The sequence below is a fragment of the Pseudarthrobacter sp. SORGH_AS 212 genome (assembly GCF_030818145.1).
Lineage (GTDB): Bacteria > Actinomycetota > Actinomycetes > Actinomycetales > Micrococcaceae > Arthrobacter.
In genome coordinates, this window is sequence record NZ_JAUTAA010000001.1 from 4,118,662 (window position 1) to 4,141,530 (window position 22,869).

Annotated in this window: 21 protein-coding genes and 1 pseudogene; 19 read left to right on the forward strand and 3 right to left on the reverse strand. The window is 66.2% G+C overall.

Annotation, left to right across the window (positions count from 1 at the left end; all coding sequences use genetic code 11):
- The 9 genes from ruvX to nusB all read left to right on the forward strand — a co-directional run bounded on the left by ruvX (position 1) and on the right by nusB (position 7,795).
- The gene (gene ruvX / locus QE394_RS18925; protein WP_349035255.1) at positions 1-597 is read left to right on the forward strand and encodes a Holliday junction resolvase RuvX; all 597 of its coding nucleotides are present in this window, start codon (positions 1-3) and stop codon (positions 595-597) included.
- The gene (mltG, locus tag QE394_RS18930; protein WP_349035256.1) at positions 594-2,390 is read left to right on the forward strand and encodes an endolytic transglycosylase MltG; all 1,797 of its coding nucleotides are present in this window, start codon (positions 594-596) and stop codon (positions 2,388-2,390) included. The genes ruvX and mltG overlap by 4 nt, the downstream gene beginning before the upstream one ends.
- Entirely contained in the window at positions 2,387-3,247 is an 861-nt protein-coding gene (locus QE394_RS18935) for a shikimate dehydrogenase (RefSeq protein WP_349035257.1), read from the forward strand. The genes mltG and QE394_RS18935 overlap by 4 nt, the downstream gene beginning before the upstream one ends.
- Before the next feature lie 26 nt (positions 3,248-3,273).
- On the forward strand, positions 3,274-4,473 hold the full coding sequence (gene aroC / locus QE394_RS18940) for a chorismate synthase (RefSeq protein WP_056079429.1): 1,200 nt from the start codon (positions 3,274-3,276) through the stop codon (positions 4,471-4,473).
- Positions 4,473-5,042 (forward strand): shikimate kinase, encoded by a 570-nt coding sequence (locus QE394_RS18945; protein ID WP_349035258.1) that lies wholly within the window; start codon positions 4,473-4,475, stop codon positions 5,040-5,042. Before aroC ends, QE394_RS18945 begins: the two co-directional genes overlap by 1 nt.
- On the forward strand, positions 5,039-6,130 hold the full coding sequence (aroB, locus tag QE394_RS18950; RefSeq protein ID WP_056079427.1) for a 3-dehydroquinate synthase: 1,092 nt from the start codon (positions 5,039-5,041) through the stop codon (positions 6,128-6,130). Before QE394_RS18945 ends, aroB begins: the two co-directional genes overlap by 4 nt.
- Positions 6,130-6,648 (forward strand): tetratricopeptide repeat protein, encoded by a 519-nt coding sequence (locus QE394_RS18955; RefSeq protein ID WP_056079424.1) that lies wholly within the window; start codon positions 6,130-6,132, stop codon positions 6,646-6,648. The genes aroB and QE394_RS18955 overlap by 1 nt, the downstream gene beginning before the upstream one ends.
- A gap of 173 nt (positions 6,649-6,821) precedes the next feature.
- Positions 6,822-7,385 (forward strand): elongation factor P, encoded by a 564-nt coding sequence (gene efp / locus QE394_RS18960; RefSeq protein ID WP_056079419.1) that lies wholly within the window; start codon positions 6,822-6,824, stop codon positions 7,383-7,385.
- Positions 7,385-7,795 (forward strand): transcription antitermination factor NusB, encoded by a 411-nt coding sequence (gene nusB, locus QE394_RS18965; RefSeq protein ID WP_056079416.1) that lies wholly within the window; start codon positions 7,385-7,387, stop codon positions 7,793-7,795. Before efp ends, nusB begins: the two co-directional genes overlap by 1 nt.
- A gap of 1,308 nt (positions 7,796-9,103) precedes the next feature.
- On the opposite strand, the gene QE394_RS18970 is transcribed toward nusB, so the two are convergent.
- Positions 9,104-9,811, reverse strand: a complete 708-nt coding sequence (locus QE394_RS18970; RefSeq protein ID WP_349035259.1) for an RraA family protein — start codon at positions 9,809-9,811, stop codon at positions 9,104-9,106.
- Between the two features lie 79 nt (positions 9,812-9,890).
- Positions 9,891-10,508 (reverse strand): LysE family translocator, encoded by a 618-nt coding sequence (locus QE394_RS18975; protein ID WP_349035260.1) that lies wholly within the window; start codon positions 10,506-10,508, stop codon positions 9,891-9,893.
- A 143-nt stretch (positions 10,509-10,651) separates the two neighbouring features.
- Between QE394_RS18975 and QE394_RS18980 the strand changes: the two genes are divergently transcribed.
- Positions 10,652-11,083 carry an Lrp/AsnC family transcriptional regulator gene (locus QE394_RS18980; protein ID WP_349035441.1) on the forward strand — a complete coding sequence of 144 codons (432 nt, stop codon included), beginning with the start codon at positions 10,652-10,654 and terminating at the stop codon, positions 11,081-11,083.
- Between the two features lie 279 nt (positions 11,084-11,362).
- On the opposite strand, the gene QE394_RS18985 is transcribed toward QE394_RS18980, so the two are convergent.
- Complete coding sequence (locus QE394_RS18985; protein ID WP_349035261.1) at positions 11,363-12,640, reverse strand: PrsW family intramembrane metalloprotease; 1,278 nt, start codon at positions 12,638-12,640, stop codon at positions 11,363-11,365.
- A 177-nt stretch (positions 12,641-12,817) separates the two neighbouring features.
- Between QE394_RS18985 and pyrR the strand changes: the two genes are divergently transcribed.
- The 9 genes and pseudogenes from pyrR (at position 12,818) to gmk (ending at position 22,868) form a co-directional block, all read left to right on the forward strand.
- Positions 12,818-13,405 (forward strand): bifunctional pyr operon transcriptional regulator/uracil phosphoribosyltransferase PyrR, encoded by a 588-nt coding sequence (pyrR, locus tag QE394_RS18990; protein ID WP_349035262.1) that lies wholly within the window; start codon positions 12,818-12,820, stop codon positions 13,403-13,405.
- The gene (locus QE394_RS18995) at positions 13,402-14,430 is read left to right on the forward strand and encodes an aspartate carbamoyltransferase catalytic subunit (protein WP_268157514.1); all 1,029 of its coding nucleotides are present in this window, start codon (positions 13,402-13,404) and stop codon (positions 14,428-14,430) included. Before pyrR ends, QE394_RS18995 begins: the two co-directional genes overlap by 4 nt.
- A pseudogene (locus QE394_RS19000) lies at positions 14,430-15,780 on the forward strand (dihydroorotase). Before QE394_RS18995 ends, QE394_RS19000 begins: the two are co-directional and overlap by 1 nt.
- Positions 15,780-16,298, forward strand: coding sequence for a hypothetical protein (locus tag QE394_RS19005; protein WP_349035263.1), 519 nt, complete (start codon positions 15,780-15,782; stop codon positions 16,296-16,298). Before QE394_RS19000 ends, QE394_RS19005 begins: the two are co-directional and overlap by 1 nt.
- A 19-nt stretch (positions 16,299-16,317) precedes the next feature.
- The gene (gene carA / locus QE394_RS19010; RefSeq protein ID WP_349035264.1) at positions 16,318-17,589 is read left to right on the forward strand and encodes a glutamine-hydrolyzing carbamoyl-phosphate synthase small subunit; all 1,272 of its coding nucleotides are present in this window, start codon (positions 16,318-16,320) and stop codon (positions 17,587-17,589) included.
- Complete coding sequence (carB, locus tag QE394_RS19015) at positions 17,589-20,918, forward strand: carbamoyl-phosphate synthase large subunit (protein ID WP_268157519.1); 3,330 nt, start codon at positions 17,589-17,591, stop codon at positions 20,916-20,918. The genes carA and carB overlap by 1 nt, the downstream gene beginning before the upstream one ends.
- Positions 20,911-21,783, forward strand: a complete 873-nt coding sequence (gene pyrF / locus QE394_RS19020; RefSeq protein ID WP_349035265.1) for an orotidine-5'-phosphate decarboxylase — start codon at positions 20,911-20,913, stop codon at positions 21,781-21,783. The genes carB and pyrF overlap by 8 nt, the downstream gene beginning before the upstream one ends.
- Positions 21,784-21,905: 122 nt before the next feature.
- Positions 21,906-22,223 (forward strand): integration host factor, actinobacterial type, encoded by a 318-nt coding sequence (mihF, locus tag QE394_RS19025; protein ID WP_015937189.1) that lies wholly within the window; start codon positions 21,906-21,908, stop codon positions 22,221-22,223.
- A gap of 51 nt (positions 22,224-22,274) precedes the next feature.
- Positions 22,275-22,868 (forward strand): guanylate kinase, encoded by a 594-nt coding sequence (gmk, locus tag QE394_RS19030; protein ID WP_056079391.1) that lies wholly within the window; start codon positions 22,275-22,277, stop codon positions 22,866-22,868.
- The last annotated feature ends 1 nt before the right edge of the window (position 22,869 follow it).

Here is a 22,869-nt window from a genome sequence, read left to right on the forward strand (position 1 = left end):
ATGACCGATCCCGCAACCGCCGGCGGCTACCCCCAGGGCGTCAAACTGGGGGTAGACGTTGGCACGGTCCGGGTGGGGGTGGCCATCTGTGACCGTGACTCCATCCTGGCCACGCCGTACAAGACCCTGGACCGGAACACCAAGAAGAACTCCGACGTTCGCCTGATCGCGGAGCTGGCGGAGGAGCTGGGAGCTGTGCAGGTCATCGTGGGCATGCCCCGCACCATGAAGGGCGAGGAACACGCCTCGGCCAGGATGGCGTCCGACTATGCCCGGCTGCTGGCGGCCGAGCTCGCCGCCCGCCGCCTGGACGTTCCGGTCAACATGGTTGACGAGCGGCTCAGTAGCGTCACGGCGCACCGCAACCTGCACGAAGCTGGCATGAGCAGCAGGAACCACCGTAAAGTAGTTGATCAGGTCGCGGCGGCAGGCATCCTGCAGCACGCCATCGACATGCAGAAAGCCCGGGGAGCGGATGTCGGCTCACGCGTGGCAGCGCCATTCCCGTCCGTGGACCTGGGGGACAGCGGGGCGGATGAGTCCGTCCGCGCCACCCCGGATACGGCCCGATTTTCAGATAATGGAAGGCAACAGTGAGCCCTGCCAACATTGACGACGCCTCAGGGCCCCTGGACTCCGGGGGAGGGAGGCCGCTGACGCGCAAGGAGATCCGGGCACGGGAAAAGAGCCTCGACACCGGCGGCCAGGGCGCTGTCCCTGAGCAGGCCTACGAGACTGGTGCCGACGTGCCCCCGCAGCCCGCAGATCCTCCCGCCGTCCCCGCGCAGCCGGCCACCGGCCCCACTGCCGCAGCGCCGTTGCCGGCCGCACCGGCCGTGCCCCCTTCCATCCAGGAAACAGCCCCGGACAACAGGACGCCTGACCACGGGATACCTGGCAACGGAACGCCCGACGACGGAGGTCACCATGGTGCCGCACAGCAGGACCCCGCCGCACACGGTGCGCCTGAGCAGCCTGAACCCGTCGCGGACAACGTGAGTGACCCCCACGAACCCGGGTCGCGGCACGGCGAAGTGTTCGCTGCCGACGACCACCAGGACCTGCATGCGGCCGGGGAACACCCGGCGACTGACGTTCATGAGTACGCGGGAGACCCGCACTACGCTGACCCGGCCCAGTACCCGGACGGTCACGAGTACCACGACAACGCCCATTACGGTCCGGCCCACGGCGACGCCGACTACCACCACGGCCTCCACGCCGAAGAGGCCGGCCACCACACCGGCCACCCGGAGGACGTGCACCATGCCGATACCGCAGCGCACAGCCTCATCGCCGGTTCACCGGCAACCCAGGTAGTGGGCAGGCCCTCCAAGAAGGTCCGCCGCCGCCGCCGGCTGCTGGCGCTTTTCCTCACCCTCGCCGTTTTCGTTACCGCCGTGGCCGTTGGTGCGCAATTCCTCAAACCCCTCCTCGGCAGCACCAAAGCCAGCGATTTCCCGGGCCCAGGCTCGGGCCAGGTCCAGGTAACCGTGGACAACGGGGAAGGCACCCGGTCCGTGGCCATGGACCTCGAAAACAAAGGCGTCGTGGCCAACGCTGACACGTTCCTTCAGGCGTTCAGCGCTTCGGGCGGCACGCTGGCGCCGGGTGACTACACCTTCAAGTCTGAAATGAAGAACAAGGACGCAGTCGACGTCCTCCTTGGCCAGGACAAGGGCAAGGTGATCTACTTCGCCCTCAGTGCGGGCCTGCGGGTCAATGAGTCCCTCCAGGCCATCTCCGAAGGTTCCGGCATATCGATCCAGCAACTCCAGGCGATCAGCAACGAGCCGGCGCAGTTCGGCTTGCCGGCAAACGCCAAGAACCTGGAGGGCTACCTTGCGCCGGGCGAGCACCGCTTCCCGCTGGGCACGTCCGCCAAGGACATCCTGCAGGCCCTGGTCAAGGTGACCGTGGACGAGCTGGTGTCACAGGGCATCACCGATCCTGCCAAGCAGTACCAGTCCGTGATCGTGGCCAGCATTGTCCAGGCCGAAGGCGGCCAGGCCGAATACGGTGACGTCGCCGGAGCCATCTACAACCGGCTCAAGCCCAACGACCAGACCGGCGGCTTCCTGCAGGTCGACTCGGCCGTCACGTACGGGCTTGGGACGAAGAGCTACAACTTCACGGACGAGCAGCGCCAGGACAAGTCCAACCCGTACAACACGTATGCGAACCCCGGGCTGCCTCCGGGACCCATCGGCTCGCCGGGCAAGACTGCCATCGACGCCGCCGCCAGGCCCAAGACCAACGACTACCTCTTCTGGGTGACGGTCAACCTGGACACCAAGGAGACCAAGTTCGCCAAAACCCTGGCCGAACACAATGTCTACGTGGAGCAGTACAACTCCTGGTGCCGGGCGAACGCGGGCCGCTGCACATGACCTTGCGGGCCGCAGTGCTGGGGCACCCGATCAGCCATTCAAAGTCCCCGGCCCTGCATCTTGCTGCCTACCGGCAGTTGGATGCAGACATCAGCTACACGGCAATCGACGTCACCGAGCAGCTCCTTCCGGGCCTGATGGGGCAGGTCCGCCACCAACGGGGATGGTGCGGACTTTCGGTCACCATGCCGTTGAAGACCGCCATGCTGGACCATGTGGACGAGGTCCGCGGCATCGCCCGGACCCTCGGCGTGGTCAATACCGTTTCCTTTGAGGACAACGGACAGGGGCCGCGGGCCATCGGCTCCAACACGGACGTGGCTGGAATAGTCAATGCCCTCCGGCAGGCGGGAGCGACTACCGCACCCTCCGCAGTCATCCTCGGCGGCGGAGGCACCGCGGCGTCCGCGGTCGCCGCACTGCGGGAGCTCGGAACCAGCCGTGTGCAGATCTTCGTACGGGACCCTGCCCGCACTGCAGACGTCCGTACAGCGGCCGCAAACGCCGGCGTCAACCTTGAGGTGCTGACGCTGGCCGAATCCGTGCTGCGCACGGCTGCTGCCGACGTCGTCATTTCCACGTTGCCGCCCCGGGCGGCGGACGGCCTTGCCGCCGAGATAGCCGCCCTGAAAACGGCAACCCCGGGCGTCCTGCTGGATGTTGCCTACGACCCCTGGCCCAGCCTGATCGCCTCCGTATGGCAGGCGGGCGGCGGTGCGGTGGTCCCCGGACTGGAGATGCTGCTGTACCAGGCAGTGGAACAGGTGCGCCTTTTCACAGGACGCGGGGATGACGTTAACGCAGCTGTCATAGATGTGATGTGCGCCTCAGTCGGCCTTCCCCGACGGGCTTTGTAACCGCCCTACGTGGCAGGATGGAAGATATGTTGCGTTGGTTGACTGCCGGTGAATCCCATGGTCCGGCTCTGATGGGAATTATTGAAGGCGTCCCCGCCGGTGTTGAAATCACCAGCGGGCACATCGCTGACTCCCTGGCCCGCCGCCGCCTCGGATACGGCCGCGGTGCCCGGATGAAGTTCGAGCAGGACGTCGTCACCATCCTGGGCGGCGTCAGGCACGGTGTGACCCAGGGCGGTCCCGTGGCTGTCCAGGTGGGAAACACCGAATGGCCCAAGTGGGAGCAGATCATGGCGCCGGATCCGGTGGATCCGGAACTGCTTGCAGACCAGGCGCGAAATGCGCCCCTGACCCGCCCGCGTCCCGGCCACGCGGACTTCACCGGCATGCAGAAATACGGCTTCGATGAAGCCCGTCCCGTACTGGAACGTGCCAGCGCCCGCGAGACCGCCACCCGGGTGGCCATGGGTACCGTCGCCGCCCGGTTCCTCAAGCACCTCGGCATCGAGCTCGTCAGCCACACCGTGTCCATCGCCAGCGTATCCGTTCCCGACGGCCGGCCGCTCCCGGAGCCGGCAGATGTCATCGCCCTGGACGCCGATCCACTGCGCTGCTTCGACCGGGAAACCTCCGACGCCATGGTTGCCGAGGTGGACGCCGCCCACAAGGAAGGCGAAACCTTGGGTGGCGTGGTGGAGGTCCTGGCGTACGGCCTGCCGCCCGGACTGGGCAGCTACGTCCACTGGGACCGCCGGCTGGATTCCCGCCTGGCTGCTGCCCTCATGGGCATCCAGGCCATCAAGGGCGTGGAAGTGGGCGACGGATTCCGGACTGCTGCCCGCCGCGGCTCTGCGGCCCACGACGAAATCGTGCGGGATGAAGACGGCCGGATCGTGCGTACCAGCAACAGGGCAGGCGGCATTGAAGGCGGCATGAGCATCGGGGACGTCCTGCGTGTCCGCGCAGCGATGAAGCCGATTGCCACGGTGCCCCGTGCCCTGAAAACGATCGACGTCAGCACCGGCGAACCGGCCAAGGCCCATCACCAGCGCTCTGACGTCTGTGCCGTTCCGGCCGCAGGCGTGGTTGCCGAGGCCATGGTGGCCCTGGTCCTGGCCGAAGCCGTGACCGAGAAATTCGGCGGGGACTCCGTGGCAGAGACCGCCCGCAACATCAAGGGTTACCTGGACAACATTCCGGCGTCCCTGGACTCGATCGGCCAGTAGTGCCCGCCCAGAGCAGTGCCGGGCCCGTCGGTAACCGGCCGATCGTCCTGATCGGCCCTATGGCCGTGGGCAAATCCGCCATCGGACAGCAACTGGCCCAACAACTCGGTGCACCGTTCGTAGACACGGATGCCGTGATCGTGGCGGGCCACGGCTCCATCGCCGACATCTTCACCGGCCGGGGCGAACGCGCCTTCCGCGAGATCGAGGCCCGTGCTGTTGCCTCCACCGTTGAAGCGGCCGAAGGCACTGCCACGGTGATCTCACTCGGCGGGGGCGCTGTTTTGGACTCGGGAACGCAGCAGCTGATTGGACGCTGCACAGTGGTCTACCTCGAATGCGATGCGAATACCGTTGCTGCCCGCATTGCCCGCAACTCCGGGCGTCCCCTGCTGGCAGGGGACGCCATGGGGCGCTGGACAGAAATGTTCGCCGCCCGCAAGCCGGTCTACGAGAGGCTTGCAGACATCACCCTGGACGTGCGCCAGGGCTCGGTATCCGAGCTCGGCAACCGGCTGGAAGCAGCGCTGCACAACTACGCAGCTGCCAAACAGGAAGTTGAAAAGTGAACACCTCATCAACAGTCATCAAGGTCACCGGTGAATCCGCAGCCAACAACTACGACGTTGTGGTGGGGCGGGGCCTGCTGGGAACCCTTCCGGAAATCCTGGGGGAGCGGGTGCGGCGCGTGCTGGTCATCCACCCCCGGGCCCTGCGCCTCACCGGCGACACCGTCCGCGATGACCTTGAATCCGCAGGCTTCACCGCACTGACCGCGGAAATCCCTGACGCCGAAGAGGGCAAGCACATCCAGGTTGCCGCCTTCTGCTGGCAGGTCCTGGGCCAGAACGACTTCACCAGGTCAGACGCCATCGTCGCCGTCGGCGGGGGAGCGGTCACCGACCTGGCCGGCTTCGTGGCAGCCACCTGGCTACGCGGCGTCAAAGTCATCCACATGCCCACCAGCCTGCTGGGGATGGTGGACGCCTCCGTCGGCGGCAAGACCGGCATCAACACTGCCGAAGGCAAGAACCTGGTGGGCGCCTTCCACCCGCCCGCAGCTGTCCTGGCCGACCTGGACACCCTGGACACGCTGCCCAGAAACGAACTCATTTCCGGCATGGCCGAAGTAGTCAAGTGCGGCTTCATCGCGGACCCCGCCATCCTCGAACTGGTGGAGAAGGACTTTGCCGCGGTCACCGATCCGCGGTCCGAGACGCTCCGCGAGCTCATTGAACGTGCCATCGCTGTCAAAGCCAAGGTGGTCTCCGAAGACCTCAAGGAATCCGGGCTCCGCGAAATCCTCAACTACGGCCACACCCTGGGCCACGCCATCGAACTGGTGGAACGCTACTCGTGGCGGCACGGCGCCGCCGTTTCCGTCGGCATGATGTTCGCCGCGGAACTCGCCCGCAGCGTGGGCCGCCTGGGCGATGCCGACGCCGACAGGCACCGAAGCATCCTCGAAGGCCTTGGGCTTCCGGTCACCTACCGGCGGGACCGGTGGCAGGGCTTGCTGGACGGTATGCGGCGGGACAAGAAGTCCCGCGGCGACTTGCTGCGGTTCGTCGTGCTGGATGGTGTGGCCAAGCCGGGCATCCTGGATGTGCCCGACACGTCCCTCCTGTTCGCTGCCTACCAGGAAGTCGCTTCCTGATGCAGGGCGACATGGAAGGCACCGCCGAATGGCCCGAAGCAGGCTTCCCGGGAATCCGGATCAACCCTGAAACCCTGCTCCCGCAAATCGTCAACGATGATGCGTGCCGGGAAGCGCTTGCGGCCTCCACGGATCCTGCCGACCACGTTTTTGTACTGCTGGTCGAGGGCCACGGGGCAGAAGCTGCCGAACTGCTGGCCGAAGCCAGGTTCAAGGACCCTGAATCCTTCCGGCTGCGTGCCTTCGAGGCAGAGGTCCTGCGGGTTTCGAACCGGTTGGACCGGGCTGTGGAGCTTTTCCGCCAGCTGCTGCACGAGGTCCAGGGCACCCCCAAGGAAGCCCTGGCACTGCAGTTCCTCGGCAAGACCCAGTACACGGCCGGGCAGACCTCCGCTGCCGTGGAATCCTTCGCCCGGGCATTGGACCTGCGCGTGGCACAGTCCGCTGATGCGGCGCTGATCTACTCGTCGACCGTTGCCCTGCAGCGCGCGCGGGACGTACTGGACCTGGCCTGCTGAGACCCCGCTTTGGGCCGCCGGGGAAGTCCGCGTCCAATTGCCGGTAGAATGGTTTTTGAATTTTTTCCCAGCTCCCCGGATCTTTGACAAAAACGTGCAGGCACGCCATGCGGCGGACTGCCCGGCATAGAACGTCTGACCACGCGCCAGACTGAGAAACCTAAGGAAACCCAGTGGCAACCACGAACGACATTAAGAACGGAACGGTCCTGAAGCTCGAGGGCCAGCTCTGGAACATCATCGAATTCCAGCACGTCAAGCCCGGCAAGGGTGGCGCTTTCGTGCGAACGAAAATGCGCAACGTGATGTCCGGCAAGGTTGTGGACAAGACGTTCAACGCCGGCCTCAAGATCGAAACCGCCACGGTTGACCGCCGGGACTACCAGTACCTGTACCAGGACGGCGCCGACTTCGTGTTCATGGACACCTCGGATTACGACCAGATCACCGTCTCCGGCGCCACCGTGGGCGACGCCACCAACTTCATGCTCGAGAACCAGATGGTCAACATCGCCATCCACGAGGGCAACCCGCTGTACATCGAACTGCCGCCGAGCGTTGTCCTTGAAATCACCTACACCGAGCCCGGCCTGCAGGGCGACCGCTCCTCCGCGGGCACCAAGCCGGCCACGCTGGAAACCGGCTACGAGATCCAGGTTCCGCTGTTCGTCGAAAACAACACCAAGGTCAAGGTGGACACCCGCGACGGCAGCTACCTCGGCCGGGTCTCTGAGTAGTGAGCGCACGCGGTAAAGCCCGCAGCAGGGCACTGGACGTTCTTTTTGAAGCCGAGCAGCGCTCCGTTTCCGCCTTTGACGTCCTCCGTGCACGGCGCGAAAAGACCGACCAGATCGTCAACCCCTACACCTTGGAAATCGTCGAGGGCGTGGTGTCCCGCCAGTCAGCCATTGACGAGTTCCTGGAGACCTATTCGCAGGGCTGGAGCCTGGAGCGCATGCCTTCGGTAGACCGGATCATCCTGCGCATCGGCACCTGGGAGCTCCTCTACAACGACGACGTCCCCGATGGCGTCGCCGTCAGCGAGGCCGTGACCCTGGCCAAGACCCTGTCCACGGACGAGTCGCCCCAGTTCATCAACGGGCTCCTGGGCCGCCTGCAGCAGCTGAAGCCGTCGCTGCTGGCCTGACCCACGAACCAGCCATGAAGGCCGCACCCTGAGGGGTGCGGCCTTCATGCGTTACGGCGGCCGGCCGCCGTCGAACTCTGGGCGGTTTCTCACCAACGTCGCAACACCGACTGAAAGTGGTGTTGATTTATGGGACGTTCGGCGCGCCGTTTGCGGAAAATGGGACCTCGGGGTTGGTTGAGAAGCTGCCCCTGTATGTTCAGCTGATGAAGCAGGGGTATTCCAATTCCGAGGCATGCAGGGTCCTCGGCGTACACCGGAACACGGGCAACCGGTGGTTGCATGGACGCACTGGCGTGGAAGGCTTACACCAGCAGGGTTTGGATCCGCGGCCCCGCATCGATGTTCCTGCAGTAGACGGGTCCAGCCGCTACCTGTCGGAAGACGAGCGCGTGTTCATTGCAGACCGTTTGCTGGCAGGATCAAGCCTTCGGTCCACCGCCGGGATCTTGGACGCTCCGCATCTACTATCAGCCGGGAGTTGGCGCGTAACCGTCCTGACTCCCGCCGCTATCATCAGTTCCGTGCCCAGAAACTGGCACAGAGAAGGCGCCTGAGACCGCGACTATCCAAGCTGGCCGGCGACGACGAACTGCGGCAGTTCGTTGTGACATGGGTTTCCCGGTGAGTTCCACAGGCATTTGGTGCACGAAACGATCTACCGCGCGCTTTACGGCCTGAGTATTCGTCCCGTTCCGTCGGGCTCTGCCCGGCTGTTGCGTTCCGGAGAATACAGCAGGCGGCCGCGGTCGCGGACCAAGGTGAAGCCGCGCCAGTACATCACCGACGCCCTCAAGATCGGCGACCGGCCGGCCCATATCGCCACCCGGGCGGAGGCAGGCCATTGGGAGGGTGATCTCGTCATGGGGAAGGCGAACAAAACCGCGATAGTCACCCTGGTGGAGCGGTCTTCACGGTTCCTCATCGCTTTCGCGCTTCCGGCGGGGAACCGGTCAGAAGTCACGCGTGACCAGCTCATCGAGGTCCTGCCGGCTACGCTGCGGAGGACATTGGCCTGGGACCGGGGCTCTGAGATGGCCAAGCACGCCGAGGTTACGGCAGCGACGGGAGCTCTTGTCTACTTCTGCGACCCGGCCAGCCCGTGGCAGCGTGCACCGAACGAGAATGCCAATGGCTTGCTCCGTCAGTACTTCCATAAGGGCGCCGACCTGGGCGCCCTTGCAGAAGGGGAGGTTCGGTTCGCAGCCGATGGGATAGAACAGTCGTCCGCAGGCGGTTCTGGGTTGGGCCAGCGCCGCGGCCGTGTTCGCCTCACACGAGGCCGCGGCGCTGGACCCGCGGTAAGCGCTATTCTTCGATTTCTCCGCCGTTATAGCGGAGGTGCTGCCGGAATGTCGTTTCCGGGTTAGCTGCCCGGGCAGCGATGTACCCCGCCACGTCGGCCTGGTTCCTGAGCGTGTTGCCGAGCTGCATACGTGCCGCCTGCGCGCGTTCTGTGTCGCGGATGGTCGTCGCCACCTGCGCTACATCCGCGGCACGGTCGACAGGAACAAACAGAACTCCGTCGTCATCTCCCAGGACAAAGTCATCGGCGGTGACGCTGTGGGGCCCGGACATCGCAGACTCGAGGGCCGCCGGGTCCCGCGGGTCGAGGCGCTGCGGTCCCACGGGCAGGGCGCCCAGGCTGAATATCGGCAGGCGAATGGTCCGCAGCTCGGCGGTGTCACGATGCAGTCCCCAGATCAGGATGCCGGCCAGGCCGGCCCGGCTGGCTTCGAGGGTGACCAGATCGCCGACGCAGGCTTCGTCCTGACGGCCGGCGTTGTCTACGACCAGGACCTCTCCGGGTTCGGCGCGGTCGATGGCCTCGAGAAAGACGTCGACGCTGCCAAAGTGCCGGGCCGGGCGGGCACGGCCGACCAGGTGCGTGCCGTTCCACAGCGGCACGGTTCCCGCCGGCGCGCAGCGGACGGCTACGCCCAGGCGCATGCACGCGTCTGCGACGTGCGGGGTGGTGAGGTCCAGATAGGTCCGGTGAAGCTGTTCTGATTCCATCAGGAATTGTTCTCCTCGAGGGGTTGGGGGATGGTTGCCGCTGCGGTCGTTCCGCAGCGGCGCGTGGAACGTGTGTCCTCTAATGCAGCAGCCGCTCGACCAGCAGGAACACGCCAATGAGAATCATGGCCGCACCGGAAAACCGGGTCACGGTCCGGGCAGCCGCGGGCCGGGTGCCCAACACGGCACGGGCGCCGAAGCCCACGCCGGTGTAGATGACAGCGCAGCTGGCAACGTGGACCAGCCCCAGTGCCACGATCTGCCCGGCGACGGGCCAGGAACCGTTGGGGTCGGTGAATTGCGGCAGCAGCGCCAGGAAGAGCAGGAAGACCTTGGGGTTCAGGCCGCTGATCCCGGCGCCCTTCAGAGCCTGCCGGGCCCAGCCGCCCTCCATGTGGACCACGCCGGCCTGCGGGACCGAAGGGTTCCTGAACATTCCCAGCCCCAGCCATACCAGGTACGCGCACCCCACGATTGTCAGCACGGTCAGCACCATGGGCGAACTGGCCACCAGGGCGCCCACGCCCGCCGCGACGACCGCGGTGGCCAGCAGGTGTCCGGTCAGCAGGCCCGCCACGGCCGGAAACACTGTCCGGTGGCGGAGCCCTGCCGAAATCGCGTAGGCCCAGTCCGCGCCCGGTGTGAGCACGAACAGGAAAGACACCGCCCAAAATGCGGCCACGGTCCCGGACGGCATAAGTCTTTCCTTCGCCCTGCAGAAGCCCAGAGTGTCCGGGCCCTAAAAAAGCTTAGGGAAGTGCGGCCGAAATGTGCTTCCAAGTTTTTTGGGCTGGCGTCCGGTTTGGGGGAGAATTTTCCCTATGGACAAGTCAGACAGGAATTCTTGCTGAGCTGCAGATGGACGGCCGCCTTTCACTGACCGATCTGGCTGAGCGCGTGGGGCTGAGCCTGTCGCCCTGCCACCGCCGGCTGCGGGCTCTTGAGCAGTCGGGGGCCATCAGCGGCTACCGGGCACAGCTGGACGCCGAGGCACTGGGCCTCACTTTTGAAGCCCTGGTTTTCGTCACGATGCGGGACGGGGACCGCGACACGGTGGCTGCCTTCGAAGACGCCGTCACCGGCGTGCCCAACGCCCTGCGCGTGCAACGCCTCTTCGGTGACCCCGACTACATCCTCCAAGTCGTCGCCCGCGACATACGGGAGTTCCAACGACTCTACGACGAGCAACTCTCCTCTCTCCCCGGCGTGCAACGGCTGAGTTCCACCCTGGTCATGAAGAACGTCGTCGAAAACCGGCCGCTGCCGCTCTGAGCGCCCGGCAGGCAGGGAAAGGGCGGCGGCCAACGCCGTCCTTCAATCGAGAGCTCTCCGCGCCTCAGGTCGAATCTGTCATCGAATTGTCAGCCCATTTGGGTGATCAAGCGGCCCCGAAGCAGGGGCCGCCATGCCCCGGAGTGCTAACTTCAAAACAGACTGTTGCGACGTTCGTGAGAAACCGCGCTGTCCTGTTCGCGGGTCAGAACCTGCAAGGTCCGGTTCCGCGACCAAGCCCGGGACGGGACCAAGGAACCCGGCGCACCCCGGTACGGGCTAGGCGACAATTGCTGCCCGGAGTGCCAATACCCGCTGGAGCTGCTTGCGCTCCTCAGCCTGGTGGAGCTGCACATCGCGGCCGCTGAGGATCCGCTGCCGGATATTGGCCAGCAGCGTGGCTGCCCTGAGGAAGTCCTTCATCTGTTGTTTCTTGCCGTATCCGGCGGCCCAGTTCAGCACGGTCCGCCGCCCGCCAATGGTACCCAGCAATTCGACCTCCGCCGGCGTAAACCAGCCCGCGGCGGAATACTCAAGCAGCCGCTGCCTGGTCAGCCGCTTTTCCGCCACCCGCAGCACAACAATCCCGGCAACCGCGAGGCAGAAGATGGGCACCTGCACCACGATGTAGTCCACCAGGAAGCCGTTGCCCATGCTGTTCCACCGGTTGTGCAGTAACATCGCCGGCAGCAGTCCCACGAAGAAGGCCAGGATGGAAACTCCGGTGTGCCATCGCCGGGCCGCGAAGCCCATGATCAGCCCGGTGGTCCCGGTGAAAATGGCGTGGGCGAACGGAGACATCACGCCACGGAGGAAGAACACCTGCGCGAAATCGCCGCCCGGGCCCGGCGCCTCGGAGATGGCGCGGCCAAAGTAGAGGATGTTTTCGGTGAACGCGAAGCCGCCGGCAATCGTGAAGGCGAAAACCACGCCGTCCACCGGCCCGTCGAAATGCTTCCTGGCCAGCAGGAGGAGGACCAGCAGGCCAAGGGACTTCGCGAACTCTTCAACGATGGGTGCCTGCACCGTTGCCATGTATGTCCGCAGGTCGGGTTCATCCGAGAACTGGAACGTCAGCACAAACAGCGGCTGGACCAGCAGGGTGACGGCAATCGACACCGCCGCGCCCCACGTGAAGGCGAACAACAGCAGCCGCTTTGGCTCCGGCTCCCACTTGTCGATGATGGCAACGGCCAGCAGTACCAGGGACAGCGGTATCAGGGACGCGACGAAGCCCCCCACGAACCCGGCCGTTCCCGTGTTAGCCAGCAGGAACGGCACCACCAGGAACAGGCTGAGGAAGGCGAGGATTCCGCCCGCCACCGTGAGGCCAACCAGTCCGCCGTTGAGCCTGCCCGGGTTGCGTGCCGCTTCCTGGTCCGGGGGAGGCAGGACGCTGCTGACGGGGCGGCCGCGGTGGTCCGGGGCAGCCAGGTAATGCTGCGGTGCGACCTGGCCCATCCAGCTGGGATTCGCTGGGCCGGGCAGGGGGCCGGAAGCGCCAGGGTGGGGACCGAAGGGCGGGCCCGACGGCGGCTGGCGGGGATGCGTCGACATATCCGCAAGCCTAGGTGGCGGGGTGGTCCGGTCCAAGGACCGTCCGCACGCCGCGTTTCAATGTGACGATCAACGCGTTGATCCGGCGCCGCCGGGGGGCGGGCCTATGGTAATTTTGAAACGCACATGATCCTTTTTTAATTCCGTCCTGTGAGGCGGGGAAAGGGGAGACGAGCGTTGACTTCTGTCACCAGCGCACCGGTTCCAGCCAGGGTAGTACTCAGCCAGGCTGACATAGACCGTGCCCTCACTCGTATCGCCCATGAGATCCTCGAAGCCAACAAGGGATCCCGGGACCTCGTCCTGCTGGGCATTCCCCGCCGCGGATATCCGCTGGCAGTCCGGCTGGCCCAGAAAATCGCCGCCGCGGACAGCACCGTTGACGCCACCGCCATCGTCGGCCAACTGGACGTCACCATGTTCCGGGATGACCTTTCGCACCAGGGAACCCGCCCGCCGCACCCCACCAAACTGCCCCGTACCGGCATCGACAACAAAGTCGTGGTCCTGATCGATGACGTCCTGTACTCCGGCCGGACCATCCGGGCAGCACTGGACGCCCTCGTGGACCTGGGCCGCCCGCGCATCGTCCGCCTCGCCGTCCTGATCGACCGCGGACACCGTGAGTTGCCCATCCGGGCCGACCATGTAGGGAAGAACCTGCCCACATCCTCCGTGGAAAAGGTCCGGGTCCGGCTCGAAGAGACCGACACCCCGGCCGGCGGAACCCCCGTCAACGAAGTCGTGATCGAGGGCGGACTGTGAAGCACCTGCTCTCCACCCAGGACCTCAGCCTCCACAACGCCATCCGCATCCTCGACACCGCCGAGGAGATGTCGGCAGTGGGCGACCGTGAAGTGAAGAAGCTTCCCGCCCTGCGCGGCCGCACCGTGGTAAACCTCTTCTTCGAAGATTCCACCCGCACCAGGATTTCCTTCGAAGCGGCAGCCAAGCGGTTGTCCGCGGACGTCATCAACTTCGCCGCCAAAGGATCATCGGTCTCCAAGGGTGAATCCCTCAAGGACACCGCCCAGACGCTGTCTGCGATGGGTGCCGACGCCGTCGTCATCCGCCACTGGGCCTCCGGCGCACCGCACCGTCTCGCCGCGACGGACTGGATCGATGCCGGGGTCATCAACGCCGGCGACGGCACCCACGAGCACCCCACACAGGCACTGCTGGACGCCTTCACCATGCGCCGGCACTGGGCGAAACTGTCGGGTACCCCCTCTGAAGGCGCCGATTTGAAAGGGATGCGCGTGGCGATCGCCGGCGATGTCCTGCACTCCCGGGTGGCCCGTTCCAATGTCTGGCTCCTGCGCACCCTGGGTGCGGAAGTCACCCTGGTTGCGCCGCCCACCCTGCTGCCCATCGGCGTCGAAAAGTGGCCCTGCAGCGTCAGCTACGACCTCGACGAGACACTCGCCCGGGGCGTAGACGCCGTCATGATGCTCCGCGTCCAGGGCGAACGAATGAACGCTTCGTTCTTCCCCAGCACCCGCGAATACTCACGCCGCTGGGGCTTCGATGACAACCGCCTGCGCGCCCTCGACACCCTGGGCATGAAAGACACCATCATCATGCACCCGGGCCCCATGAACCGGGGGCTCGAAATCAGCGCAGCCGCAGCCGACTCACCCCGTTCCACGGTCCTCGCGCAGGTCCGCAACGGTGTGTCCGTGCGGATGGCTGCGCTGTACCTGCTGCTCTCCGGGGACTCCCGGGAAGCGGCCGCAACCCCGGTCCTGGCCACCGCCGGAACCGCCCATTCCACCAAGGAGAGCATCTGATGGCCGGCAACACCGGAACCTACTTGATCCAAGGCGCCTCCATCCTGGGCGGCGAGCCGGCAGACCTGCTGATCCGCGACGGCATCATCGCCGAAGTCGGCACAGGGCTCTCGCCGGAAGGGCAGGACGGGGACGTCACGGTCATTGACGCCGCGGGCCTCGTGGCGCTGCCCGGCATGGTGGATGTCCACACCCACCTCCGTGAGCCCGGGAGGGAGGACGCGGAAACCGTGGAGACCGGAACCCGCGCAGCTGCCCTCGGCGGTTATACGGCCGTCCACGCCATGGCCAACAGCACCCCGGTTGCCGATACGGCCGGTGTGGTGGAGCAGGTCTACACCCTGGGACGCACCGCAGGCTGGGTTGATGTCCGCCCGGTGGGCGCCGTCACGGTGGGGCCTTGCGGGGGAGCAGCTGGCAGAACTGGGTGCCATGGCCGATTCCCGGGCCCGGGTCAGGATGTTCTCCGACGACGGCATCTGCGTCCACGACCCCGTCCTGATGCGCCGGGCGCTGGAGTACGTCAAGGCGTTCGACGGCGTGGTGGCCCAGCACGCGCAGGAACCGCGCCTGACCGCCGGCGCACAGATGAACGAAGGCGAGGTGTCCGCCGTCCTGGGCCTGGCCGGCTGGCCCGCCGTTGCGGAAGAAAGCATCATCGCCCGGGACGTGCTGCTCGCCCAGCACGTCGGCTCCCGGCTGCACGTCTGCCACGTGTCCACCGCCGGTTCGGTGGAAATCATCCGCTGGGCCAAGGAACGCGGCATCAACGTCACCGCCGAGGTCACTCCGCACCACCTGCTCCTCACCGACGACCTGGTCCGCAGCTATGACCCCGTCTTCAAGGTCAACCCGCCGCTGCGTACCGACGCCGACGTCCAGGCATTGCGCGCCGGGCTGGCGGACGGCACCATCGACGTTGTGGGGACCGACCATGCGCCGCACCCCAGCGAGCACAAGGAATGCGAATGGGCACAGGCGGCCATGGGCATGACCGGCCTGGAGACCGCGTTGTCCGTGGTCCAGCACACCATGATCGAGACCGGCCTGATGACCTGGGCCGACTTCGCCCGCGTCACATCCGCGGCGGCTGCGCAGATCGGCCGGCTGGAAGACCAGGGCCGGCCGCTCGAAGCCGGCGAACCGGCCAACGTCATCCTGGTGGACCCCGCCGCCCGCTGGACGGTGGACCCGTTCCGGATGGCTACCATGGGCCGGAACTCACCCTTCAAGGGACGCGAGCTCCCCGGCAAGGTGGTGGCCACGTTCTTCAAGGGCCACCCCACCGTCCTGGACGGCGAGCTCAACACTCCCTACCCCCACGCCGCAGTCGAGGCAGGCGCCGCCTGATGGAAAAAATCCTTCCGGGACTGGCGATGCTGGCGATCATCGCCGTCGTCTTTGTCCTCCTCGGCATTGGCTGGCGCAACCGCCTGAAGCGCCAGTCCGACGTCGGGCCCCTGCCCCAGGCGCCCGCGGAACCGGGCGAGCTGTCCACCGAAGCCGAGGGACAGTACGTTGCCACCACCACCGGCGGCGACTGGCTTGACCGGGTGGCCGTCCACAGCCTCGGCATCCGCACCAACGCAACCCTGGCCGTGTACCCGGACGGTGTGCTGTTCGACCGGGCCGGCGCCCCCGCCCTCTACATCCCCGCTGCATCGCTCACCGGCGTACGGCAGGAAAGCGGCATGGCCGGCAAGTTCGTGGAGAAGGACGGCCTGCTCGTCCTGACCTGGCTGCACGGCTCCCACGAGCTGGACACCGGCTTCCGGACCCGCCGCGCGGCGGACAAGGACACCCTGTACACAGCACTCCAGGAATTGATCTCTTCAGCCCCGGCGGCTGACGCCACCAGTGGAAAGTAAGACAGTGAAAGCGAATACAGTGACTTCAACCACCGCCACCCCGGCAGCCCCCGCTGCGCTCGTCCTCGAAGACGGACGCATCTTCCGCGGCACCAGCTACGGCGCCACAGGAACCGCCATGGGCGAAGCTGTCTTCGCCACGGGCATGACCGGCTACCAGGAAACCATCACCGATCCCTCCTACGCCCGGCAGCTGGTGGTCCAGACCGCACCGCACATCGGCAACACCGGCGTCAACAGTGAAGACGCCGAATCGCGCCGCATCTGGGTGGCCGGCTACATTGTCCGCGACGCCGCCCGCCGTCCCTCGAACTGGCGCTCCGAACGGTCCCTGGACGAAGAACTCGTCGAGCAGGGCATTGTCGGTATCCAGGGCGTGGACACCCGTGCCATCACCCGCCACCTCCGCGAACACAAGACCATGCGCGCCGGCATCTTCTCCGGTGACGCGGCCCGGGCATCGGACAAGGAGCTGGTGGACGCCGTCCTCGCCAGTGCCCCCATGGAGGGAGCCCGCCTCGCCGAGGAAGTCAGCGTAGACGTAGCCTACGTAGTGGAGCCCAAGGACCACGGCTGGGACGCCGAACCCCGGTTCAGCATCGCCGCCATCGACCTCGGCATCAAGGCCATGACCCCTGTCCGGTTCGCTGAGCGCGGCGTGCGCGTCCACGTCCTGCCCGCCACTGCCACCCTCGCGGACGTCAAGGCGGTAAACCCCGACGGCTTCTTCATGTCCAACGGACCCGGCGACCCGGCCACGGCCGACGCCCAGGTCAAGCTGCTCCGCTCCGTCCTGGACGAGAAGCTGCCGTACTTCGGCATCTGCTTCGGCAACCAGATCCTGGGCCGCGCCCTCGGATTCGGCACCTACAAGCTCCGCTACGGCCACCGCGGCATCAACCAGCCCGTCATGGACCGCCGCACCGGCAAGGTGGAAATCACCTCCCAGAACCACGGCTTTGCCGTGGACGCACCGCTCGACGGCGCCACCCGGGCCCCGGAGGAGCGCTACGGCCGGGTGGAGGTCAGCCACGTCAGCCTGAACGATGACGTCGTGGAAGGCCTCGCCTGCCTCGACATTCCGGCTTTCTCGGTTCAGTACCACCCCGAGGCCGCGGCCGGCCCGCACGACGCCGCGTACCTGTTCGACCGCTTCATCGACCTGATGGAGGGGACGCGGGACGGGAAGACCGCCAACGAGTCCAAGGATCCCGTGGACTCCGCCCACCCGGCAGGCGCTGAATCGGCAATGCCTAAGAATTCCGACAACAAGACTGAGGACAAGAAGTAATGCCGAAACGTACAGATCTCAAGAGCGTCCTCGTCATTGGTTCCGGGCCGATCGTCATCGGCCAGGCCGCCGAATTCGACTACTCCGGTACCCAGGCACTGCGTGTCCTCAAGGAGGAAGGCCTCCGCGTCATCCTCGTGAACTCCAACCCGGCCACCATCATGACCGATCCCGAGTTCGCCGACGCCACCTACATCGAGCCCATCACCCCTGAGGTGGTGGAGAAGATCATCGCCAAAGAGCGCCCGGACGCTGTGCTGCCCACCCTGGGCGGCCAGACGGCGCTCAACACCGCCATCGCGCTGGACAAGAACGGTGTGCTCGAGAAGTACAACGTGGAACTGATCGGCGCGAACATTGCCGCCATTGAGCTTGGCGAAGACCGCGAAAAGTTTAAAGGCGTGGTGGAGCGCTGCGGTGCCGAATCCGCCCGCAGCCACATCATCCACAGCATGGACGAGGCCCTGAAGGCTGCCGACGACCTGGGCTACCCCATGGTGGTCCGCCCCTCCTTCACCATGGGCGGCCTGGGCTCCGGCCTGGCCTACAACGAGGACGACCTCCGCCGCATCGTGGGCCAGGGCCTTCAGTACAGCCCCACCAGCGAGGTCCTGCTCGAGGAGAGCATCCTCGGCTGGAAGGAATACGAGCTCGAGATGATGCGGGACAAGAACGACAACGTGGTTGTCGTCTGCTCCATCGAGAACTTCGACCCCGTGGGCGTGCACACCGGCGACTCCATCACCGTGGCGCCGGCCCTGACCCTGACGGACCGCGAGTACCAGAAGCTCCGTGACGTCTCCATCGCCGTGATCCGCGAAGTGGGCGTGGACACCGGCGGCTGCAACATCCAGTTCGCCATCGATCCCGCCACTGGCCGCGTGGTGGTCATCGAAATGAACCCCCGCGTCTCCCGCTCCTCGGCCCTGGCGTCCAAGGCCACCGGATTCGCGATCGCCAAGATCGCCACCAAGCTCTCCCTGGGCTACACGCTGGACGAGATCCCCAACGACATCACCCAGAAGACCCCGGCATCCTTCGAGCCGACGCTCGACTACGTGGTGGTCAAGGTTCCCCGCTTCGCGTTCGAGAAGTTCCCGGCCGCGGACAACACCCTCACCACCACCATGAAGTCGGTGGGCGAAGCCATGGCCATGGGCCGCAACTTCACCGAAGCCCTGCAGAAGGCCCTCCGTTCCCTGGAGCAGAAGGGCTCGCAGCTGGACTTCAGCTCCGTCCCGGAGTATGAGGTCGCCGAGCTCATCGAAAAGGCCAAGCGCCCCACCACGGACCGGCTGTACCAGGTCCAGCGCGCCCTGCTGGGCGGCGCCACCGTGGAACAGCTTTTCGAGGCCACCAAAATCGATCCCTGGTTCCTGGACCAGCTCGAACTGCTCAACGAGGTTTCCCGGGAGATCCGCCAGGCCGGCGCCCTCACCACGGACATGCTGCAGCGTGCCAAGCGCCACGGGTTCTCCGACGAGCAGATCGGTGCCCTGACGCACAACTCCGAGGCAGTGGTCCGCGGTGTCCGCCAGGCCCTGGGCATCCGCCCCGTCTACAAGACCGTTGACACCTGCGCCGCCGAGTTCGCCGCCTACACGCCGTACCACTACTCGTCCTACGACGAGGAGGACGAGGTGGCGCTGCACTCCAAGCCGTCCATCCTGATCCTCGGTTCAGGCCCCAACCGCATCGGCCAGGGGATTGAGTTCGACTACTCCTGCGTCCACGCTTCCATGGCCCTGCGCAAGGCCGGGTACGAGACTGTGATGGTCAACTGCAACCCGGAGACCGTCTCCACCGACTACGACGTGTCCACGCGCCTGTACTTTGAGCCTCTGACCCTTGAGGACGTCCTTGAGGTCATCGCAGCCGAAGAACGCACCGGCGGCGTCATGGGCGTGTTTGTCCAGCTCGGCGGCCAGACCCCGCTGAAGCTGGCCCAGCAGCTGGCCGACGCCGGTGTCCCCATCCTGGGAACCTCGCCCGAGGCGATCGACTTGGCCGAGCACCGCGGCGCCTTCTCCCGCGTCCTGGACAAGGCGGGCCTGATCTCCCCGAAGAACGGCACCGCCGTATCCTTCGAGGACGCCAAGAAGATCGCTGACGAAATCGGCTATCCGGTCCTGGTCCGCCCCTCCTACGTGCTGGGCGGCCGCGGCATGGAGATCGTCTACGACGAGCCGAACCTCTCCCGCTACATCGCCAACGCCACAGAGATCACCCCGGACCATCCGGTCCTGATCGACCGGTTCCTGGAAGACGCCGTCGAAATCGACGTCGACGCCCTCTTCGACGGCACTGACATGTACCTGGGCGGCATCATGGAGCACATCGAGGAAGCCGGTATCCACTCCGGCGACTCCGCCTGTGTCCTGCCGCCCATCACGCTGGGGAGCAACGTCATCGAGCGGGTCCGTACCGCTACCCGCGCCATCGCCGAAGGCGTGGGCGTCCGCGGCCTGATCAACATCCAGTTCGCGCTGGCCTCCGACGTTCTGTACGTCCTCGAAGCCAACCCGCGGGCCTCCCGCACCGTGCCGTTCGTCTCCAAGGCCACAGGCGTCCAGATGGCCAAGGCGGCGGCCCTCATTGGGACCGGCGTGACCATCAACCAGCTCCGCACCGCCTACAAAATGCTGCCCGAGACCGGTGACGGGTCCACCCTGCCCCTGGATGCGCCCGTGGCCGTCAAGGAAGCAGTGCTGCCGTTCAGCCGGTTCCGCACCGTTGAAGGAAAAGTGGTGGATTCCCTGCTTGGCCCGGAGATGCGCTCCACCGGCGAGGTGATGGGCATCGACAAGCACTTCGACACCGCGTTCGCCAAGAGCCAGGCGGCCGCCAACAACGCGCTGCCCACCGAAGGCAAGATCTTTGTCTCCGTGGCCAACCGCGACAAGCGGTCCGTGATCATGGGCGTCAAGCGGCTCTCGGACCTGGGCTTCGAAATCGTGTCCACCGGCGGCACCGCGGACGTCCTGCGCCGCAACGGCATCCAGGCCACCCCAGTCCGCAAGGTGGCAGAGGGCAGCAGCGCCGAGGGCGAAGGCACCATTGCGGACCTGGTCGTCGCCGGCGAGATCGACATGGTCTTCAACACGCCTTCGGGCGGAGAAGCCCGCAGCGACGGCTACGAACTCCGCGCGGCAGCAACGTCCATCGGCATTCCCTGCATCACCACGGTGGCCGAGTTCAACGCCGCCGTCCAGGCGATCGAGGCCATGCGCACGTACGAATGGTCCGTCACCAGCCTCCAGGAGCACGCCGCAGCGCTGGGCGAAGCCCAGAAGGCCGCAGCCGGGAAGGCAGACCTGCAGCATGCCTGAGCAGGTACCAGCGTCAGCTGACGTGCAGGGCCGGGAGTCCTTTGGCTCCCGGCTCGGCGCCGCCATGTCCTCCCGCGGCCCGCTGTGCGTGGGCATCGACCCGCACCCGGCACTGCTGAAGAGCTGGGGATTGGCCGACGACGTCGCGGGCCTGCGCCGCTTCTCGCTCACCGTAGTCGAGGCGGTGGCGTCGCTCGCTGCCGCGGTCAAGCCCCAGGTGGCGCTCTTCGAGCGCCACGGCTCCGCCGGCATGGCGGTACTGGAGGAAGTCCTGGCTGAGTCGCGGGACCACTCGGTCCTGACCATCGCAGACGCCAAGCGAGGCGACATCGGCTCCACCATGGCCGCCTACGCCGACGCCTGGCTGCGCGACGGATCCCCGCTGGCGGCAGACTCTGTCACCCTCAGCCCCTACCTCGGCTTCGAATCCCTGCGCCCGGCGCTGGACCTCGCGGCCGAGACCGGGCGCGGCGTCTTCGTCCTGGCGCTGACCTCCAACCCGGAGGGTGCATCCGTGCAGCACGTCGGGGGAGCGGACTCGGTGGCACGCCGGATCACCTCCGCAGCCGCCCGCGAGAACGAACGGTACCAAAGCGGCCTGGGCTCGGTGGGCCTGGTGGTGGGGGCCACCGTCGGCAGCGCCCTGGCGGACCTTGACCTTGACCTCGCAGCCGTCCGGGGCCCCATCCTGGCCCCCGGGCTGGGCGCCCAGGGCGCAACGCCGGCCGACCTGCGGGCCACCTTCGGGGATGCCTACCCGCTGGTCCTGGGCACATCCAGTCGGGACATCCTGGCTGCGGGACCGGAACCCCGCGGATTGTGGGAAGCCGCCCAGCGGACCCTGGCGGGCCTGCGCCAGGGCTGAGCCGGGAATAGTTCCCGGTTTGCGCCCATCCATTGATTCATCCAGCACCAGAGGGTAGTTTCAGGACAGGTCCAAGGGCGGCCGCCCTTGGATAAATTCCGCCGATTCCGGGGGTATGCGTCATGGTACTGCGACCGTTATCCGCGTCGGAACGGGCCGAGGCCCTGGGCAAGGCGGCGGCCGCACGCGCTGCCCGGGCTGCCGCGAAGGAAAGCCTCAAGAACGGCAAACGGTCCGCAGCCGACATTATCGACTCGGCTGCCGCCGACGACGCCCTGGCGAGGATGCGGGTGTCCGAACTCCTCGAAGCGCTGCCGGGCATCGGCAAGGTGCGGGCAGCTGCCATCATGGAACAACTGGGCATTGCCGCGTCCCGCCGCGTCCGGGGCCTCGGCGTCCACCAGCGTCGGGCGCTGGTAGATTTTATAGACGAACATTAGGGCCGGCCGGCGCCGGCCCGCCCCAACCCCGAAACCTCGGCAAAGGAATACGTGAGCAAGAAACCCGGACTGACAGTCCTCGCAGGTCCGACAGCTGTTGGCAAAGGCACCGTATCCACCTATATCCGCGACAACTACCCCGAGGTCTGGCTGTCCGTCTCAGCCACCACCCGTGCCCCCCGCCCGGGCGAAGTGGATGGCGTGCACTACTTCTTCAAGTCCACGGAGGAGTTTGAACGGCTCATTGCGGAGGGTGATCTCCTGGAGTGGGCAGTAGTGCATGGCCAAAACACCTACGGCACGTTGAAGAGCACCGTCAACGAGGCCATTAAGGAAGGGCGTTCCGTCCTTCTGGAAATCGACCTCCAGGGTGCGCGCCAGGTCAAGGAGGCCGTTCCGGACGCCAAGTTCGTGTTCCTCGCCCCGCCCACCTGGGACGAAATGGTGCGCCGCCTGGTGGGCCGCGGCACAGAAACCCCGGAAGAACAGCAGCGCCGGCTGGAAACCGCTAAACTGGAACTTGCTGCTGAACCGGAGTTCGACCATACCGTCATCAATGACGACGTCCGCCGGGCAGCGGACGAGCTTGTTTCACTCATGGGGCTGACTCCTCATGCACACCTGCAGGAACCGTCAGCCCGCTAGA